This window comes from Devosia subaequoris, from assembly GCF_014197055.1.
In the GTDB taxonomy this organism is placed as follows: domain Bacteria; phylum Pseudomonadota; class Alphaproteobacteria; order Rhizobiales; family Devosiaceae; genus Devosia; species Devosia subaequoris.
Genome location: NZ_JACIEW010000002.1, coordinates 168,539 through 184,970 on the forward strand (window position 1 = coordinate 168,539; position 16,432 = coordinate 184,970).

The window sequence follows — 16,432 nt, forward strand, 5'->3', positions numbered from 1 at the left end:
GTCGACTTCCCCATACTCGGCGCCCATGCGCTCAATTCCCGCAAGATGTTGGGGCCGGATCAATATCTGGACAACGCCATCGCGCGCGCCCGCGCCTTTGTCGCCCATGCAGAACGGGCCGCGAAGGTTCGGGCCTCGCCGGAAAGGGATCGGCCCCTGCGCCATCCGGCCATAACCACCTACATGTCCAGCAACATAGACATGATGTATGAATTACTATACCATATGTCATGTAATGCGGACACCATGCAGGTGCGTCAGAATGAAATCGGATATTCAAAGGTGGCAGGCGGCGTCGCTGGGAGGGTTGATACTCGCAGCTATCGCTTGCGGCGTCCTGAGTTCAGTGCCGGAAATCGATGCTTCGGACTATTTCGAACATCTCGCATCCATCGACACCAGAATTGTCGTTGCTGCAGTGTTTCAGGCCACCATGGCGCTCGCCTATACGGGCGTTGTTGCACTGACGTTTCCATTGGTCAGAAGCGCGTCCCAGACGGCCGCAAACGGCCTACCTAGCGCTCCGAACAATCGGCATCACCTTCCTGTTCATGGGTGTTGTCGCGTTGCTGCTGTTCACCGTTATCGGAGATGGGCTGCGGACAGCGACCGCCGCCGCAGAGCGTGCTAACTACGTTGTCGCGGCCGAGCTGCTGCGACAGGGACGGGATTGGCTCAATCATGGCGGAATGATCCTGCCCTGGGCCACCGGTGGCGCTATTCTCTACTGGGCGCTGTGGCGCATCCAAGCCGTGCCAAGATGGCTCTCGTGGGCCGGACTGGCCGGGGCCGCACTGACGCTTGCAGCAACCGTCCTCTATCTGTCTGGTCTAGTAGACGTCGTGTCTGTTCCCTACCTCGCCCTCAATGCGCCCGCAGCGCTGGCGGAGATCGCGTTGGCGCTCCTCCTGATTGTGCGAGGATACAATCCCGGCTTCGTATCGCAGCCAGAGACCGCCGTGTAATTGGCAAGGGAACATCTGCGATGGTTCGGATCTGACCCGCTACAATGACGCCAGGCCTGCATCGGGCCGGCTGGCCTTGATAGGCGTCAGGGCGCCCTCACCGGAATAGGCCTCTCGATAGGACGAGAGGAAGGCTGTAAGGCTGTCGAGAGCCGCGACCTCGGCGGCCACCTGCTTGAACTCAAGGCTGGTGGCCTGGATCGGTCCGGTGACGAAATCGAACATCGGCCATTCGGGTGAGGCCACCATGCGTTCACCGAACTTGGCCCGAAGCCGGGCCAGGCCGAACTTGTCGCCGGCCAGCACATAGCCGACCGCTGCCTTGATCAGGCCCATACGACCCGAGCGATCCAGCGGCCGTCCTTCGGGCTCATTGCCATAGATGACCTCGATCATCTCACCGGCCTGGCTGTAGCGGCGCGCAGTCCAGTGCGCATCGATGCGCATCAGCTCGACATCCTTGCCATCCATATTGCTGATCAGGTCGAGCGCGAGCTGGTCGCGTCCGCCATCGATCATGGCGCGCGCCTCAAGCAGGCGCCGCTGGCGCTGCAGGGAATCCGGAAGGCCGGGTAATTGCGTCTCATTGAGCACGCGCAATGCGTCCTGTGGCTTGCGATCGGCGAGGTAAATCACCGCGAGATCGGCGGCGATCTGCGTGCGCGCCACGCCCCGCAGGCGATTATCGAGCTGGTATTGCAGCAGGTCCGCAGCCTGGGTGAGCAGATCCACCCGCACCAGCCGGCGGGCCAGGTTGCGGATCATCTCATCGCCACGTGCACCGGGCGGGGTCAGGTGGCGGAAATCGTAGTAGATCGCCAGCGCCTCGACCGGACCGATGGAATCGGCGACCCCATTGAGGAACAGATCGGCAAACATCGCCTGCGCCTGATCGCGCAAGCCATTGACCGCCGGGCTCTCGGGATAATTGGCGACGGCCGCTTTCACGGTCTCGAAGCCCGGGCGATATTCCCCATTGCGGAAATAGAGCTTGGCCAGGAGGGTCTGCATATCGGCTTCCAGCGCATCGCCGCGCCAAAGCAGCGTTTCAGCCGCCAGCGTCTGCGTGCCCTTGGCCAGATCCAGCCGCCCTTCCTGATCGAGCAATTGCAGGGTCCGATAGACTGCTTCAGCCCGGGTGGGACGAATTTCCGCTGCAATCACTTGTCCATAAGTGTCCAGCGCTTCCTGATTGCGGCCCTCGGCCTCATCGATGCGCGCGGCCAGCAAATGGTGCAGCGAGGCGTCCTCGACGCTCAGGCTGACGAAATCCACATCGTCCAGCATGCGTTGCGCCAGCGTCGGATCATCCGCCTCCACAGCCGCCCGCGCGGCCGCCAGGCGGAAGCGATTGCGCGCCCATTCCGGATAGCTGTCGGCTACCGAACGCGCTTCGAGCGCATCGAAGCGGGCGCCGCGGTAGTCGTGACTTTCGGCACGGGCGATGGTGCGCCAGAACAGCGAATCCACATCCTGGTCGAGCGACGGCGCGTTTAGCGTCTGCAAGGCGTCCCGCGGACGCCCGGCCAGCACATCGGCGATGGCGGTCGTCGTGCGAATCTTGCGCGTCAGATCCTCAGCCCGCAGGTCACTCTCGAGCACACGCAACACCCCCAGGGCCTCAAAGGCCAACCGATTGGCGACCAGGAACTGGGCGTAGTCGAGCCGTGCAATGTCACGTTCACGCCCTTCATTTGTTGCGGCGGCGCGCTCCATCTCTTCCCGCCTGTCGGCAAGGGCAACCGGGTCACGTTCTTCCAGGCCCTTAAGGTCCAGATAACCGGCGCGGGCTGCCTCCTGCGCTACCGAACCGGAATTGCGCAGGCTATCGATGGCCGAGACCGTCAGTCCACTGGTCGATGAAATAACAGCGACCGGGCTTTCGACATCGACGTCCAGATTGGTCGATTTGGGTTTGACCACCAGTCCATGCACGCTGCGGAGCGCCGTGAAATCCACATAGTCCAGCGACCGCGTCAGCCCACGGGCTGGCGGGAAGGCCGTGACCACCTTGAGCACGTCGCCGACCAGCGGATCGCGGAATTCGTGCAGCCGGCCGGGCCGGACCATGTCGGCCACCATTTCGAACGAGCCCTCGACGTCACGCCGCCGTGACAGCGCCATCGGCTCGGTGGGACTCAGCATCATGTCGCCAAGCGAAAGCACCCAGGCCATGCCCTCCGAGCCCAATGTCGCCAGGCGATCCTGAGACAGATCCAACCGAACAACTTGCGTATCGCCCGAGGACAACACGGTGAACTCGTGGGCGACCGCATCCAGATCCATTGAGCTGCGGGGCGCTTCGATGCCGCTGACCGTATCGAAGATCATCCATACCGTATCGCCGCGCCGGAACACCGCGGCAGGCGTATCCTGCTCGAATGGAAAGACCACGCGCACCGTGTTGCCAAGCACATTGATGAACGGAGTAATGGTTTCAGGACTATCCGCCTGCAGGGCCGAGATCGTTGGTTCCTGATGCGCTTCAGCCTCATCATTGGCGGCCTGTTGCGCGGCCTCGGCCGCGAGATCGGCCGGTGTCAGCGCCGGTAGCGTTTCGCCCGCAATGTCAATGTCGAGCACATATTGCGACGGAGAGATCGCATAAAACCGCGGCTCGACGCCCTCGGCAAAAATGAAGGTCGCAGCCGCGCCATCAGCGGAGTACCCGGACTGCATCGAGACGATCTCTTCAGGCAGGCTGGCAAGCAGACCGGTCAGGTCCATCTCTACCGGCCATTCAAATGTCGCGGCGCCCACATCGCCCTTCTTGTTGAACGCCCCTTCGGTTGGCACAGTCCAGTCGAACTGCAGGCGCATGAAGGTGGCATTGCGTCCGATGCGAACATCCACCTGTGGATCGAGCTCGGCGGCAAGGCGGGCCTTGCGGTCCCGCTCGGCCTGAATGGCGGCAAGGCGGGCCCGTTCGGCCAACTCGTCGATGATGTCCTGCGGCAGCGCCGGCGGCATGCCCTGCCAATCGGGCGGCATCAGATCGACAAACAGCTTCTCGCCCGCTTCGATGCGATTGAAATTGAAGCTCCCCTTGAGCCCGATGCGCAGGCCGCGCCGATCCGGATCGATCCGCGCCACCGAGAGATAGTTCCGCATGGTCGTCGCAACATCCGGGATCAGGATATCGACAGGCTCGGCAAATTCCACCGATAGCACGCCATTGTCGATGCGGAACTCGTATTCCGGCAGGGTGTCGCGGGAGGGAAAGCTGAGGATCAGCCGGGCATAGCCCTCTTCCTCGGTGGCAAACAGCTGCCCCTGTTCCTGCGCCAGCGCGGACGTAACCGTCATCATGGCGCAGGCCAGAGCTGCCGCCGCGATAACGCGAGACAGGGCTCGCAAACCTGAACTGATTGCAGTCTTCACCGGCTTTCTGCCCGCCCGACGCATACAAGTCGCGAATACGGGGGACGGGCTGAAAAGCCCAGAATCCTCAGGAGACGCGAGGGTTACAACACTCAAAAGGGCGCCGCCTTCTGGACGGCAAGCCACTTCTTCGCTCCAACCCTATCGTCCGGTACTTAACGTGCCCCTAAAGGGAAGGCTGGCAATTGCCTATTGCCCGACGATCTGGGGTAGCTCCGCCAGGGTTTCTGGCGCCATTTGGTCCAGCGGGTCGGTCGTGGCCGAGGCCATGCGCACCGTCAGTTCCTGAGCCCGCATGGTGTCCATCTCGGCCAGGATCGGGGCCATTTTGCGTGGGCTCATCATTTTGGCCACGCGCAGCAGCACTTCAATGTCCAGGGCATTGAAGATCTTGGCAGCATCCTTGGGCTTCATGGTCTCATACATGGCCACGATGCCGGCAAACTGCCCCTCTTCCATTTCCTTGCGCTGCTCGACCAGCGAGGCAATTTCGTCCTCGATCGACTGCAGGGTCTGTTGACGCTCGTCGATGCGCTTTTCAGCCGCCTCGACCAGCGAGGCGCGCATGGCCAGTTCCTGTTCGTAGCTTTCCAGCTCTGTGCGGCGTGTCGAGAGGCGCTCCAAGAGGGCCTGCTCGGTCACCGTGGTCTCACCGCCGCCCAGAGGCATCACACCATTGGGCGTCAGCACCTGCGGCAGGGCATCGGCCAGCGGCGGGCAATCGCCCGGGATGACCATCAATTCGCCTTCGCTGGTATCCGCCTCGCCAACCTCGGCACTCGGCCGCGGATCACAGGCATTTTCGGCGGCAATCACATTGCTGACGAGCTCGCCATGAGCTGTCGCTGCAGCCTCGCCATGCCCGGAGGCTGGCGCACCATGACCATCATCGCCTGCTTTCCCCAGGGTCGGGGCGGCATCCCTCATGGTGGGACTGCCATCCTCAATAGTCGGCTCACTGGGCAGGGTGACGGTATCGCCCGTAGCTGCCGCGCCACCACCATCGCCGCCGCCGCCCGCGGCCTGCGCCGTGCTCACACCGGTCAGTACGTAGCCGCCATTGGTCACCAGCCCCACGGTCTTGAGGACCAGCAGGGCCGCGACGGCCAGGATAACAACGGGGAGCAGGCGGATATTGGTCACGCGGCGGCCCCACGGCTGCGCACGCGCTCGGACAATTGCTGCAGCGCCGTCTGCACCTTGTTGGGCGCTTCAACCGGTTCAATGGCCTGGCTTTGACGTGCCACACTGGTGATCTTGGCGATGCGCTCCATGAGCACGGTACCGGCCGTGACGTGATTGGCCAGTTCCACGCCAAACCGCTCGGCTTCTTCCATGCGCGCGCTCAGGGTCAGGTCTGCCTCGACAGCAGTGCCCTTGAGCTCCTTGATCGCCTGATTGGCCAGATTGGTCGCGCTGACCAGGTCGGCCACCATTTTGGCCATGGCATCCTTGTCCTGATGCAGGCGTTTGAGGCGCTGGTTGAGCAAAACGCAATATCCAATGGTCAGGGCCAGCAGAATTGCTACGGCGCCTTCCACAATCAGTCCAAGCGGCAGCCCCAACATCATCGTCCTTCCATCGTATCGTCGATTGCCTCAAAGGCCTCCATGGTGACCTTGGGCGGGTTGAGCGGGTTGGTGACCCGCACGGAAACATTATTGCCGATATGGCCCATGATGGCCTCGGTCAGCTCGACATCGCCACAGCGCAGCCGCACCGGGTCGCTGGGACCGCGTTCAAACATCAGCGTCTGGCCTGGCTTGAGATCAAGCAAGCGCGAGAGCGGCAATTGCTGTTCATGCAGCACCGCCTCGACCTCGACATCGGCCTGATAGATCTCGGTGGCCAAATGCCCTTCCCAGATCGGATCGCGGCCGAACTTTTCGCCCATGAACATCTGCAGGAGCTGTTCACGGATCGGCTCGATCGTCGCGTAGGGCAAGAGGATTTCGATCTTGCCACCGCGCTCATCCATTTCAATGCGCAGTTCGATCAGAATGGCCGCATTGCCCGGGCGCGAAATGGCGGCGAAGCGCGGATTGGTCTCCATCCGCTCGAGCTTGAAATTTATCGGCGTCACCGGCTCGAAAGCGCGATGGGTATCCTCGAGAATGATCTCGATCATCTTGCGCGCCAGCGCCATCTCGATGGTGGTATAGGGCCGGCCCTCGACCCGGATATTACCGCCGATGCGGCGCCCACCGAGCAACACGTCGATCATCGAATAGATCAGGTTGGAATCGACGGTAAGCAGGCCATAATTTTCCCATTCCTCGGCCTTGATGACCGAAAGAATGGCCGGCAGCGGAATAGAATTGAGATAGTCGCCGAAACGCACGGACGAAATGGAGTCCATGGTCACCTCGACATTGTCCGAGGTGAAATTGCGCAGCGAGGTCGTCGCCAGCCGCACCAGGCGGTCGAAGACGATTTCCAGCATCGGCAGGCGTTCGTAAGACACCAGCGCTGAGTTGATGAGCGCCTGAACGCCGGTCAGCTCGACATTGCCGCCCGCATTGGAATCAAAGCCGAGCAGGCTGTCGATCTCGTCCTGATTGAGAACGCGATCCGCCCCGCCCTCGCCGTCGCCATCGCCGCCTTCGAGCATGGCAGCCCATTCGGCGGCAGCCGCGGCAGCGCGCTCTTCCTCGCTCATTTCGCTTTCGTCGACTGGTGCAGCAGGCGTCTCGGCGGCCCCGATATCCTCGATCCCCCAATCGTCGGCCAGCTTGTCCTGTTCGCTCGGTCCGGCCATTACTGCACCAGGATTTCCTTGAAGAGCACGCTCTCCACATGGGCGGGATAGATCGCCAGGTTGACCCGGCGCAGCAGTTCTTCCTTGAGCCGGTAGATCCCGGCAGAACCTTCAAGGTCGCTTTTGCGCAATTCACGCATATAGACCTGGAAGGCGTCGATCACCTTGGCCAGCCGCGGCTGGATTTCGGTCATCATTTCCTCGTCCGCCACCTCAAGCGCAATGGTCAGCTTCATGAAACCCTGATTGCCCCCTTCCGAGGACAGATTCACCATCATTGGCGGCAGGTTGAAAATGAAGGTGTCATGCACCTCGGTCGACGCCGCGGCACCATGCGCGTCGCTCGCTTCTTCAGAACCACCCGAGGAGGACAGGAAGAAGAACAGGCCACCCCCCGCAAGTAGCAGGGCCACCACCGCAGCCCCCACGATGATGAAGAGCTTGGGAATGCCCTTCTTGGTCGGCGCTTCGGTTCCGGCTTCGGCTTCGGCAGTCATAAAGTGGCCCTGTCAAACGCCCGCATTTCCGGACGATTCCGGTTTCCCACTCAGCTAAGGCCCAGTTGGTTAACGAAAGGTTACAAACTCACCAAAGCCGGCAGTTTTTGCCGGGCAACTTTTACCCAATGCACCGACGCAACCTACCGAGAGCGAGCCACCCCAACCGTCTAAGCTATTGATTTTATTGAGCCAGTAGCTCTGGCATGGTTTCTGCAAAGTAAATGGCGAGGCGACCGGCTTGGGGAAGCGGGCCGTCTCGGGGACCAAATCGGGGAATGCCATGATCGAGAACGCGCAACTCATCGGCCTCAGCCGGCAGATCGCGCTGCAGCGCCAGATGGATGTGGTGGCGAACAATATCGCCAACCTCAACACCACCGGCTTCAAGGCAGAACAGATCCTGTTTGAAGAATATGTCATGCCGGAAGCCCGGCACAATGATTTCCCCTCGCTCGATCAGCCGCTCTCCTATGTGCAGGATTGGGCGACCGTTCACGACCTGGCTGGCGGCGCCATCGTCCAGACAGGCAACGAGCTGGACGTTGCGCTCAATGGCGACGGCTTCTTTGCCGTGCAAACCGCAGCTGGCGAACGCTGGACCCGCGCTGGCGCTTTCGGGCTGAACAATCAGGGCACCCTGGTCGACCAGTCGGGCAATCCGGTACTCGGCAATGGCGGCCCGATCCAGTTCGGCCCTGAGGAAACCGGCATCACCATTGCTGCCGATGGCACGGTCTCTTCAAGCGCTGGCGCCAAGGGCCAGTTGCGCATCGTCGAATTCGCCAATGCCCAGGAGCTGGTGCGTGAAGGCGCCAATCTGTTCTCGGGCGGCACACCCGGCTTCAACACCAATACCCGCGTCATGCAGGGCCATATCGAGCGCTCAAACGTCTCGGGCGTCACCGAGATGGCCGAAATGATCCGCGTGCAGCGCGCCTATGAATCCGTCGCATCCCTCGCCCAGAAACAGGACGAGATGCGCCGCAACGCCATCCAGCGCCTGGGCGACACCAACGCCTGAACCTGAGGAGCAATCGCCATGAAAGCACTTTATATCGCATCGACCGGCATGGGCGCCCAGGAACGCAATGTCGAAGTCATCTCCAACAATATCGCGAACATGCGCACCACCGGCTACAAGCGGCAGCGTGCAGAGTTCCAGGATCTGCTCTACCAGCAGATCACCCGCGCCGGTTCGCAGACCTCGGACCAGGGCACCATGGTCCCTGCGGGCCTGGAAATCGGTTCGGGTGTGCGCACCATCTCGACCCCCCGGGTGATGAGCCAGGGTTCGGTCAACCTCACCGAAGGCGAACTCGACGTCGCCATTCGCGGCGAAGGCTTTTTCATGGTGCAACTACCCGATGGCCGCACGGGATACACCCGCGACGGTTCCTTCGAGCGCAATCCCGAAGGCACACTGGTGACCTCCAGCGGCCACCCGCTCGACCCCGGCATCACCATTCCGGGCAATGCCCGCGGCGTGGCGATTTCGCCCGACGGCACGGTCGAGGCCTATATCGGCACCGATACCGCGCCGACCCAGCTCGGCCAGTTGCAGCTTGCCCGTTTCGTCAACAAGTCGGGCCTCGAATCGATGGGCGACAATCTCTTCCTCGAAACCGCCGCAAGCGGCCCGGCTCAGGTCAATGTGCCCAATACCGATGGCACCGGCGACCTGCTGCAGAACTATCTGGAAATGGCCAATGTCAATTCGGTCACCGAAATCGCCGACCTGATCGCCGCCCAGCGCGCCTATGAAATGAACGCCCGTGTCATCTCTGGCGCCGACCAGATGATGCAGGCCACCAGCCAGCTTAGCTAAGGAGATTGACCATGAAATCGCTCCGCGCCGTCAGCCTGACCCTGGCCCTGCTTCTTTCCTCCGGCCTTGCTTCGGCCGCGCCGGTCCTACGGGCGGAAATCACCGTCAGCGCACCTGTGGTCACCGTCGGCGACATGTTCGACGATGCCGGCGTCCTGGCCGAACAGCCCCTGTTCCGCTCGCCCCTTCCGGGCACCACCGGCAATGTTGACCTGACCGCTGTTCGATCGGCCACCGCCCGGATTGGCCTCACCCACTTCGACATCAACGGCCTCTCGCAGGTGCGGGTCTCTCGCGCCGCTTCAATTGTCGACCAGACCTTGCTGGCGGATCTCATTACTCAAGATCTACGCCAGCGCGGTATACTGGGCGACCGCATGACGGCCAACATGCTGTTCAACAATCCGCCCGACACCATCACGGTCGCGGCCAGCGACACGCCTGCCCGGCTCGAAAACTTGCGCTACCTGCCCGGCAACGGCACCTTCTCCGCCCGGTTTTCGCTGGCAGGCCTGAGCCAGCCACTCGACCTCAACGGCTCCATTGAGATCAGCATCGAAGCTCCGCATCTTGCCGCAGGCCTGCCGGCCGGCACCGTATTGCGCCCGGACCATATCGTCATGCGCCCGCTGCCTGTACAGCAGGCCGACGCCCAGGGGGTCGCCTCGCTCGACCAGCTTGTGGGCATGGCGCTCAACCGCCAGAGCCGCGACGGCATGCTGCTGCGGGTCAGTGATGTCAGCACCCCGCTTTCCGTCTCCAAGAACGATCTGGTGACCATCTATTATCGCCAGGGCCTGATGACCCTGACCGTCAAGGGTCAGGCGATCACCGGCGCTGCCGAGGGCGCCCCCCTGCAGGTCCTGAACCTGATCTCCAAACGGGTCATCAGCGCCACGGCCATCGCTCCGGGTGCCGTGGAAGTCTCCACCGCCCCCATCACCCTTGCCGGCCTCTAATTCGGGACAGATGAAAATGAACATCGCCAAGATTGCCACCATCCTGACCCTGACCGCGGCCCTGGGCGCCTGCAACACCATGGATCGCCTGGCCAGTGTCGGCCAGGCACCCGTTCTGACCGCCATTGCCGATCCGACCACCACGGCCGGCTACCAGCCAGTACGCATGCCCATGCCCGAGCCCATTGCTGACACCTATCAGGCCAACTCGCTTTACCGCACCTCGGCCAAGGGGTTCTTCAAGGACGAACGCGCCCACCGCATTGGTGACATTCTGACCGTGGTCGTCACCATCGACGACACGGCCCAGATCAACAACAACACCCAGCGCTCGCGCAATTCGACCAACAGTGCCGGCATGGGCGGCCTGTTCGGCGCGGCGTTCTCCAATGCCACCAACGCGGCCGAACTTAATGTCGACCCGCAGGCGGCTATCGACTTTACCTCCGGCATCAAGGACGCAGGCAACGGTTCGGTCAATCGCAGCGAGGCTCTGGAAACCTCGGTTGCCGCTGTCGTCACCCAGGTCCTGCCCAATGGCAATCTGGTGATCGAAGGGCGCCAGGAAGTGCGTGTGAACTTCGAGGTCCGCGACTTGATCGTGGCCGGCATTGTCCGTCCCTCCGATATTCAGGCCAACAACACCATCCCTTCAACAAAGATCGCAGAAGCCCGCATCTCCTATGGCGGCCGCGGCCAGATCACCGACGTGCAGCAGCCCCGCTACGGCCAGCAGGCCATGGATGCAATCCTGCCCTTTTAAGAAAGTTTCGGTGGCGCAATCCCCATTGCGCCGCCGTTTTCCCCCGGCCAGTCCAGAACGGAGTGGCACGGCCCCAAGCGCAGAAGGCGCCGGGCCATTCATGACGGCTCCTGCTTCCCCAGGCGAGGAGTCCCATCCCCACGAGGCGCAGCTTCCCCGGCTGCGCCTCTCCCTTTTTCAAGCACCGATCCATGCCTATATGAGCCGTCATATGACACGGGGAGTGAGCAGATGAACCTGGCTACAGGCGTTGCGGTAGGAATTGCCATTGGCGCCGGGATCGGCGCGGCCCTGGACGATATCGCCCTGGGCGTCGGTGTTGGAGTCGCCATCGGCGTCGCACTTGGCACCGCCGGGGCCAATCGCTCCGACGAGGACCCACCAGACAAACCTTGATCCACCCGGAGAGCTGTGGAACACATTTGCCGTCCCACCTCCGGAGCCTGCCATGTCCTTCCAAAAACTCGATGAACTCGGTCGCAAGCTCGAGTCGCTCGAACACGCCTTGTCCATTCTCGGGGCCGATGAAGCCACCCATATGGCGGTCGGCGGCGGCGAGAAACGAGCCGAGGCCATGGCCAACCTTGCCGGCATGTACCACACCCAGGCTACTGCGCCCCAGATCGCCGACTGGATCGACGCCGCCAGGAACGAAGACCTCACCGACATGCAGAAGGCTGCGCTGGGCGAGTTCGAGCGGTCCTATGTCAACGCCACCTGCCTGCCGACCGAATTTGTCGAGCGGCGCACGGCGGCGACCATGCGCTCCGAACAGCTTTGGCGTGAACTGCGCGCCAAGGGCGATTGGGACAGCTTTCTGCCGGCCCTCGAAGGCGTGATTGCGCTGGTACGCGAGGAGGCGGCCTTGCGCTCGGCCGCAACAGGCCTGGCCCCCTATGACGCGCTGATGGACCAATACGATCCGGGCAATCGCACCGCTGAAATCGACACGGTCTTTGCAGACTTGAAGACCTTCCTCAAGGACTTCGTGCCACATGCCCTCTCCGTTCAGGAGCAGCGCCTCAACCAGCGCCCGCGCAAGCCGTTGAACGCGCCCTACCCGATCGAAAAGCAGCGCGAGCTGGGCCTGGCAGCCATGCGCGCCGTCGGCTTCGATTTCACCCATGGCTCGCTGGCAGTGTCGCACCATCCCTTCTGCGGTGGCGTGCCGACCGATGTGCGCATGACCACGCGCTATCGCACCGACCAATTTCTGTCCTCGCTGATGGGCGTGCTGCACGAAACCGGCCACGCGCTTTACGAGCAAGGCCTGCCCAAGGACTGGTCGCACTGGCCGCTGGGCAAGGCACGCGGCATGGGCATGCATGAAAGCCAGAGCCTGTTCGTGGAAATGCAGCTCGCCCGCAGCCCGGAGTTCTGGGACTTCATGCTGCCGCTGGTGCATCAGCACCTGGGCGATACCGCGATTCCCGGCTGGGAAATTGCCGATGTCCTCAACGAGGTCAATTTTGTCGAACGTGGCTACATCCGCGTTGACGCCGACGAAGTGACCTATCCCCTCCACGTAATCCTGCGCTACGAACTGGAACAGGACCTCGTTTCGGGCAAGCTTGAGGCAAGCCAGATTCCGGAGGCCTGGGACACCAAGATGATCGAATATCTCGGCATTTCGACCATCAACGATCCCAAGGACGGCCCGATGCAGGATGTGCACTGGCCCGGCGGCGCCTTTGGCTATTTCCCCAGCTATACGCTGGGCGCCATGATCGCCGCGCAATTGTCCGCCGCCATGGAAAAGGACTTGCCCGACATGCGCGAGCAGATCCGCAAGGGCGAATTCGGCGCCATCAATCAATGGCGGGCCGACAAGGTATGGACCAAGGCCTCCCGCTATTCGACGCCGGAGTTGATTACTCGCGCCACCGGTGAGCCGCTCAATGCCGACTACTTCAAGGCTCATCTCAAGCAGCGCTACGGCGGGTAATGCTCTGCCAACAGTTTCAGACACTTACACGAGGCGGCGGAATCATTTTCCGTCGCCTTTTTGATGAACGCTATCTGAACCCGTGCTTCACGGAGCGTTCCAAATCACTCCCCTAAAACAGTCTCCATCAACGACGCGGTCGGAGGGACCGCAGCCCCAACCCAAGGAGACCACCAATGATCCGCAAGCTTCTCATCACCACCCTGGCCGCCACTGTCATCGCCGGTGCCGCCGCCCCCGCCATGGCCAACAGCCTGATCATCGAGCAATACGGCTTCGGCAATGCCGTCGGCGGAGGCCAGGCTGGCTGGAACAACACCTTCGGCGCTTACCAGAACGGCAAGTGGAACACCGGCATTTCCAACCAGAACGGCGGTAACAACACCTCCGCTATCGGTCAGGACGGCGACAACAATTATGGCGATGTCTGGCAGGATGGTTGGAACAATCAGGGCGGTGTCGGACAGTTCGGCGACAACCACAACGCCATTCTGACCCAGGACGGCAATGGCAACACCGCCGCTGGCGTTCAGGTGGGCAATGGCTGCAATGCCAATATGGTCCAGCACGGCTCGAACAATGTCAGCGCCTTCGTTCAGGTTTGCCCGTAACCAGAACGCCCCGGGGCCGGCCGTAGCCGGCCCCACCCGTTTCAAGAGGAGGACATAATGGTTCACTCCACACTTCGCATCGGCGTTCTGGCTTTCGGCGCTCTGGCCTTGGCCGGGGCCGCCGCTCACGCCACCAGCAATGACAGCGACCTCAATTGCGGCATCTCCACCCAGACCGAACGCGGTCTGCTGGCTATTGAAGGCATTGTCGAAAGCCCCACAGCGCTCACTGGCGAATATCGTTTCGCGCTCAAGAGCCAGGGCGCTGGCGGTACCAGCAATATCAGCCAGGGCGGTCAGTTCTCGGTGGCGCCCGGCGCGCCCGTCTCGCTCGGCAAGGTGATGGTCAACGCCGGAGCATCCGTCGACATCGATTTCACCATCTCTGCCGATGGCAAGCGGCTCGATTGCTCCGCACCGCTTCTCACTCACACCTGAGAGCCCCCGTTCCTTCCCCACTGCCCCGCTTCGGCGGGGCTTTTTTTGTTGCCGGGCCCCATCGGCTGAACGCTGTCTGAATGGCCTGCTCCGGTCCAGTTCAGTGTCGGGAAACTAGGGTGATCTCAAGCGCTGGGAGGACCAGCCGCAAGGGAACGCAAACATCGTTTTAGGAGAACACCAATGACCACCCGCTTCACCCGCACCATCGTCGCCACTCTCACCGCAGCCATTCTCGGCCTTTCCGCCGCCCCCGCCATGGCTGGCGGCCAGATTGCCATCGGCTTTGCCCCCAGTGATCCCGATCAGGCGCAGGCTCTTGGCATGGGGCTGCAGATGTTCTCGCTGATGCAGGGCCTGTCGGCCAGCGGCGCCAACGGCTACCAGAACGGCTCGGGCAATTCGGCCGGCTTCAACCAGAACGGCTCGGGCAATCACGGCCTGATCTGGCAGGAAGGCGATGGCCATAACGGCACCATCAACCAGAACGGCAACAACAATTCCTGCGGGCTGTTCCAGTTTGGCGAAGCAACCAACGCGCAATGTCTGCAGAACGGCGACAATCAGAGCGGGGTGACCACCGTCATCGGCTTTTGATCCAGAAGCATCGCACCACGAAAAGCGGGGTCTTCGGGCCCCGCTTTTGCTTTTTCCTGTCCTTCTCGAACAATCTGCAAGAAAATCTGTCGAAACCTTCCGACACCACTCGTCGGCTTCAGACAGGCAATCTGGCCTGCGGCAAAAACAGGAGAGAAAAATGCGTGTTGTCGTATTCGTCAAAGCCACCGCTGACAGTGAAAATGACGTCATGCCCACCACCGAGTTGCTGGAGGCCATGGGCAAATACAATGAGGAACTGATCAACGCCGGCGTCATGCTGGCGGGCGAGGGCCTCAAGGCGACCAGGCACGCAAAGCGGGTGCATTTCTCCGGTTCGGATCGCTCGGTGATCGACGGACCCTTCGCCGAAACCAAGGAAATCGTCGCCGGTTACTGGATCTGGGAAGTGCGCGACATGGACGAGGCCGTCGAATGGGTCAAGCGTTGCCCCAACCCCATGGCCACGGAAAGCGATATCGATATCCGTCCTGTGTTCGAAATGGCCGACTTCGCCAACGAAATGACGCCTGACGTAGAGGCCATTCACGACCGCAATGCCGAACGCACGCCGGGGAGCTGAAGGGCGAAAGGCAGAAAAGAAAAAGCCCGCTTCGCTGCGGGCTTTTTCAGTTCACTCTCCGACTACTCGTCGCGATAGACCTTTTCGCGGCGCTCGTGCAGTTCCTGGGCTTCCAGGCTCAACGTCGCGGTCGGACGGGCATCGAGCCGCGCCAGGCCGATCGGATCACCGGTTTCCTCGCAATAGCCGTAGGTCCCATCGTCAATGCGCTTGAGCGCCGCATCGATCTTGGAAATCAGCTTGCGTTGACGATCCCGCGTCCGCAGTTCCAACGAACGATCGCTTTCCGAACTGGCACGATCGGCCATGTCCGGATGATTCTGGCTTTCTTCCTGGAGATTTTCGAGAGTCAGGCGGCTTTCGCGCAAAATCTCGTCCTTCCAGGCGTGCAGCTTGTTCCTGAAATATTCCCGCTGGCGCGGGTTCATAAACGGCTCGTCCTCGCTGGGTCGATAATCCGTAAGTTCAACCGAAGACATCAGCAGACTCAACCTCCAATGCGCCCTTGGCGGCCTATATATGCGCCTCGCCGTTCCCCCGCAAGCACACAAGTTACCACTCGTTAACGCAGGAAACCGGGGCACGTCAGGCCCATAGCCCAAAACCGGCTACAACTTGATGACGGATAGGCAAAAACGCGCTGGCTCAAATCTGGGGATATCGTCCCAGCTTGGCCAACTCAACCAGGACCCGCAGTTCGATTTCATCGAGGACCGCGTCCAATTCCGGCTCCACGCGTTCGCGCAGATTTCCCAATTGCGTGGCCATGGTGTCGAGGCGCTCCGGCGCCACCCTGCCGATCAGCAGGTCGGCCTTCATGTCCTCAAGCAGATCCAGCAGCCGGGTCCCCTTCTTCAAAGCCTTGCGGCGGCTCTCGGAATAATCACCATTGGCCTGCAGCGCCAGAATGGCATCGATCCCGGTGGTCGGCGTCGAGGGGGCGGTCGCATTGACCCGCTGGGGGCCCTGCTCCCCGACCGGCACAAAAGCAGGGCCATTGCCCGCCTTGCCCGTCGATGACCGGCCGGAAACGCTGCTGCTGCGATTGGGTGCGTCGATGCGCAAAAGGCCTGACTCACTTGGCTAATCGAATACCGGCAAAATCTG

At 61.8% G+C, this 16,432-nt stretch carries 17 protein-coding genes and 1 pseudogene; 11 read left to right on the forward strand and 7 right to left on the reverse strand.

Annotated features, from left to right (window positions below; all coding sequences use genetic code 11):
• Nucleotides 1-521: 521 nt before the first annotated feature.
• A pseudogene (locus GGR20_RS05490) lies at nt 522-965 on the forward strand (DUF4386 family protein); the annotation flags it as partial.
• A 39-nt stretch (nt 966-1,004) separates the two neighbouring features.
• Here the strand turns inward: GGR20_RS05490 and GGR20_RS05495 are convergent.
• The 5 genes from GGR20_RS05495 to GGR20_RS05515 all read right to left on the reverse strand — a co-directional run bounded on the left by GGR20_RS05495 (nt 1,005) and on the right by GGR20_RS05515 (nt 7,601).
• Complete coding sequence (locus tag GGR20_RS05495) at nt 1,005-4,346, reverse strand: tetratricopeptide repeat protein (protein ID WP_183310243.1); 3,342 nt, start codon at nt 4,344-4,346, stop codon at nt 1,005-1,007.
• A gap of 189 nt (nt 4,347-4,535) precedes the next feature.
• Entirely contained in the window at nt 4,536-5,489 is a 954-nt protein-coding gene (locus GGR20_RS05500; protein WP_183310244.1) for a MotE family protein, read from the reverse strand.
• Nucleotides 5,486-5,917, reverse strand: a complete 432-nt coding sequence (locus GGR20_RS05505; RefSeq protein ID WP_183310245.1) for a DUF6468 domain-containing protein — start codon at nt 5,915-5,917, stop codon at nt 5,486-5,488. The genes GGR20_RS05500 and GGR20_RS05505 overlap by 4 nt, the downstream gene beginning before the upstream one ends.
• On the reverse strand, nt 5,914-7,104 hold the full coding sequence (gene fliM, locus GGR20_RS05510) for a flagellar motor switch protein FliM (RefSeq protein ID WP_183310246.1): 1,191 nt from the start codon (nt 7,102-7,104) through the stop codon (nt 5,914-5,916). The genes GGR20_RS05505 and fliM overlap by 4 nt, the downstream gene beginning before the upstream one ends.
• Nucleotides 7,104-7,601, reverse strand: coding sequence for a flagellar basal body-associated FliL family protein (locus GGR20_RS05515; protein ID WP_183310247.1), 498 nt, complete (start codon nt 7,599-7,601; stop codon nt 7,104-7,106). Before GGR20_RS05515 ends, fliM begins: the two co-directional genes overlap by 1 nt.
• Before the next feature lie 286 nt (nt 7,602-7,887).
• Here GGR20_RS05515 and flgF point away from each other — a divergent pair, with 286 nt between their 5' ends.
• The 10 genes from flgF (at nt 7,888) to GGR20_RS05565 (ending at nt 15,325) form a co-directional block, all read left to right on the forward strand.
• On the forward strand, nt 7,888-8,625 hold the full coding sequence (flgF, locus tag GGR20_RS05520; protein ID WP_183310474.1) for a flagellar basal-body rod protein FlgF: 738 nt from the start codon (nt 7,888-7,890) through the stop codon (nt 8,623-8,625).
• A gap of 18 nt (nt 8,626-8,643) precedes the next feature.
• Entirely contained in the window at nt 8,644-9,429 is a 786-nt protein-coding gene (gene flgG / locus GGR20_RS05525) for a flagellar basal-body rod protein FlgG (RefSeq protein WP_116588378.1), read from the forward strand.
• Nucleotides 9,430-9,440: 11 nt separating this feature from the next.
• Nucleotides 9,441-10,388 (forward strand): flagellar basal body P-ring formation chaperone FlgA, encoded by a 948-nt coding sequence (gene flgA, locus GGR20_RS05530; RefSeq protein WP_183310248.1) that lies wholly within the window; start codon nt 9,441-9,443, stop codon nt 10,386-10,388.
• 16 nt (nt 10,389-10,404) lie between these two features.
• Nucleotides 10,405-11,151: a flagellar basal body L-ring protein FlgH gene (gene flgH / locus GGR20_RS05535; protein ID WP_183310249.1), complete on the forward strand. Its 747-nt coding sequence runs from the start codon at nt 10,405-10,407 to the stop codon at nt 11,149-11,151.
• A gap of 231 nt (nt 11,152-11,382) precedes the next feature.
• Nucleotides 11,383-11,547, forward strand: a complete 165-nt coding sequence (locus GGR20_RS05540; RefSeq protein ID WP_183310250.1) for a glycine zipper domain-containing protein — start codon at nt 11,383-11,385, stop codon at nt 11,545-11,547.
• Between the two features lie 52 nt (nt 11,548-11,599).
• Nucleotides 11,600-13,096 (forward strand): carboxypeptidase M32, encoded by a 1,497-nt coding sequence (locus tag GGR20_RS05545; RefSeq protein ID WP_183310251.1) that lies wholly within the window; start codon nt 11,600-11,602, stop codon nt 13,094-13,096.
• Nucleotides 13,097-13,272: 176 nt separating this feature from the next.
• Nucleotides 13,273-13,707, forward strand: coding sequence for a curlin (locus GGR20_RS05550; RefSeq protein WP_183310252.1), 435 nt, complete (start codon nt 13,273-13,275; stop codon nt 13,705-13,707).
• Between the two features lie 57 nt (nt 13,708-13,764).
• A complete protein-coding gene (gene csgH, locus GGR20_RS05555; RefSeq protein WP_183310253.1) occupies nt 13,765-14,145 on the forward strand; it encodes a curli-like amyloid fiber formation chaperone CsgH in 381 nt (126 codons plus the stop codon).
• A 183-nt stretch (nt 14,146-14,328) separates the two neighbouring features.
• Nucleotides 14,329-14,742 (forward strand): curlin, encoded by a 414-nt coding sequence (locus GGR20_RS05560; protein ID WP_183310254.1) that lies wholly within the window; start codon nt 14,329-14,331, stop codon nt 14,740-14,742.
• A gap of 160 nt (nt 14,743-14,902) precedes the next feature.
• Nucleotides 14,903-15,325 (forward strand): YciI family protein, encoded by a 423-nt coding sequence (locus GGR20_RS05565; RefSeq protein WP_183310255.1) that lies wholly within the window; start codon nt 14,903-14,905, stop codon nt 15,323-15,325.
• A 62-nt stretch (nt 15,326-15,387) separates the two neighbouring features.
• Here GGR20_RS05565 and dksA read toward each other — a convergent pair whose 3' ends face one another.
• Together dksA and GGR20_RS05575 are read right to left on the reverse strand one after the other, a co-directional pair.
• Nucleotides 15,388-15,804 carry an RNA polymerase-binding protein DksA gene (gene dksA / locus GGR20_RS05570; RefSeq protein ID WP_086469818.1) on the reverse strand — a complete coding sequence of 139 codons (417 nt, stop codon included), beginning with the start codon at nt 15,802-15,804 and terminating at the stop codon, nt 15,388-15,390.
• Nucleotides 15,805-15,970: 166 nt separating this feature from the next.
• On the reverse strand, nt 15,971-16,390 hold the full coding sequence (locus GGR20_RS05575; protein ID WP_183310256.1) for a flagellar assembly protein FliX: 420 nt from the start codon (nt 16,388-16,390) through the stop codon (nt 15,971-15,973).
• Between the last annotated feature and the right edge of the window lie 42 nt (nt 16,391-16,432).

Excerpts from the sequence above, each read along its gene's own strand:
- GGR20_RS05545 (WP_183310251.1), top strand. The coding sequence starts at position 11,600 with ATGTCCTTCCAAAAACTCGATGAACTCGGTCGCAAGCTCGAGTCGCTC.
- GGR20_RS05560 (WP_183310254.1), top strand. The coding sequence starts at position 14,329 with ATGACCACCCGCTTCACCCGCACCATCGTCGCCACTCTCACCGCAGCC.
- dksA (WP_086469818.1), bottom strand. The coding sequence starts at position 15,804 with ATGTCTTCGGTTGAACTTACGGATTATCGACCCAGCGAGGACGAGCCG.
- GGR20_RS05550 (WP_183310252.1), top strand. The coding sequence starts at position 13,273 with ATGATCCGCAAGCTTCTCATCACCACCCTGGCCGCCACTGTCATCGCC.
- GGR20_RS05505 (WP_183310245.1), bottom strand. The coding sequence starts at position 5,917 with ATGATGTTGGGGCTGCCGCTTGGACTGATTGTGGAAGGCGCCGTAGCA.
- GGR20_RS05515 (WP_183310247.1), bottom strand. The coding sequence starts at position 7,601 with ATGACTGCCGAAGCCGAAGCCGGAACCGAAGCGCCGACCAAGAAGGGC.
- csgH (WP_183310253.1), top strand. The coding sequence starts at position 13,765 with ATGGTTCACTCCACACTTCGCATCGGCGTTCTGGCTTTCGGCGCTCTG.
- GGR20_RS05540 (WP_183310250.1), top strand. The coding sequence starts at position 11,383 with ATGAACCTGGCTACAGGCGTTGCGGTAGGAATTGCCATTGGCGCCGGG.
- flgH (WP_183310249.1), top strand. The coding sequence starts at position 10,405 with ATGAACATCGCCAAGATTGCCACCATCCTGACCCTGACCGCGGCCCTG.
- flgG (WP_116588378.1), top strand. The coding sequence starts at position 8,644 with ATGAAAGCACTTTATATCGCATCGACCGGCATGGGCGCCCAGGAACGC.
- GGR20_RS05565 (WP_183310255.1), top strand. The coding sequence starts at position 14,903 with ATGCGTGTTGTCGTATTCGTCAAAGCCACCGCTGACAGTGAAAATGAC.
- fliM (WP_183310246.1), bottom strand. The coding sequence starts at position 7,104 with ATGGCCGGACCGAGCGAACAGGACAAGCTGGCCGACGATTGGGGGATC.
- flgA (WP_183310248.1), top strand. The coding sequence starts at position 9,441 with ATGAAATCGCTCCGCGCCGTCAGCCTGACCCTGGCCCTGCTTCTTTCC.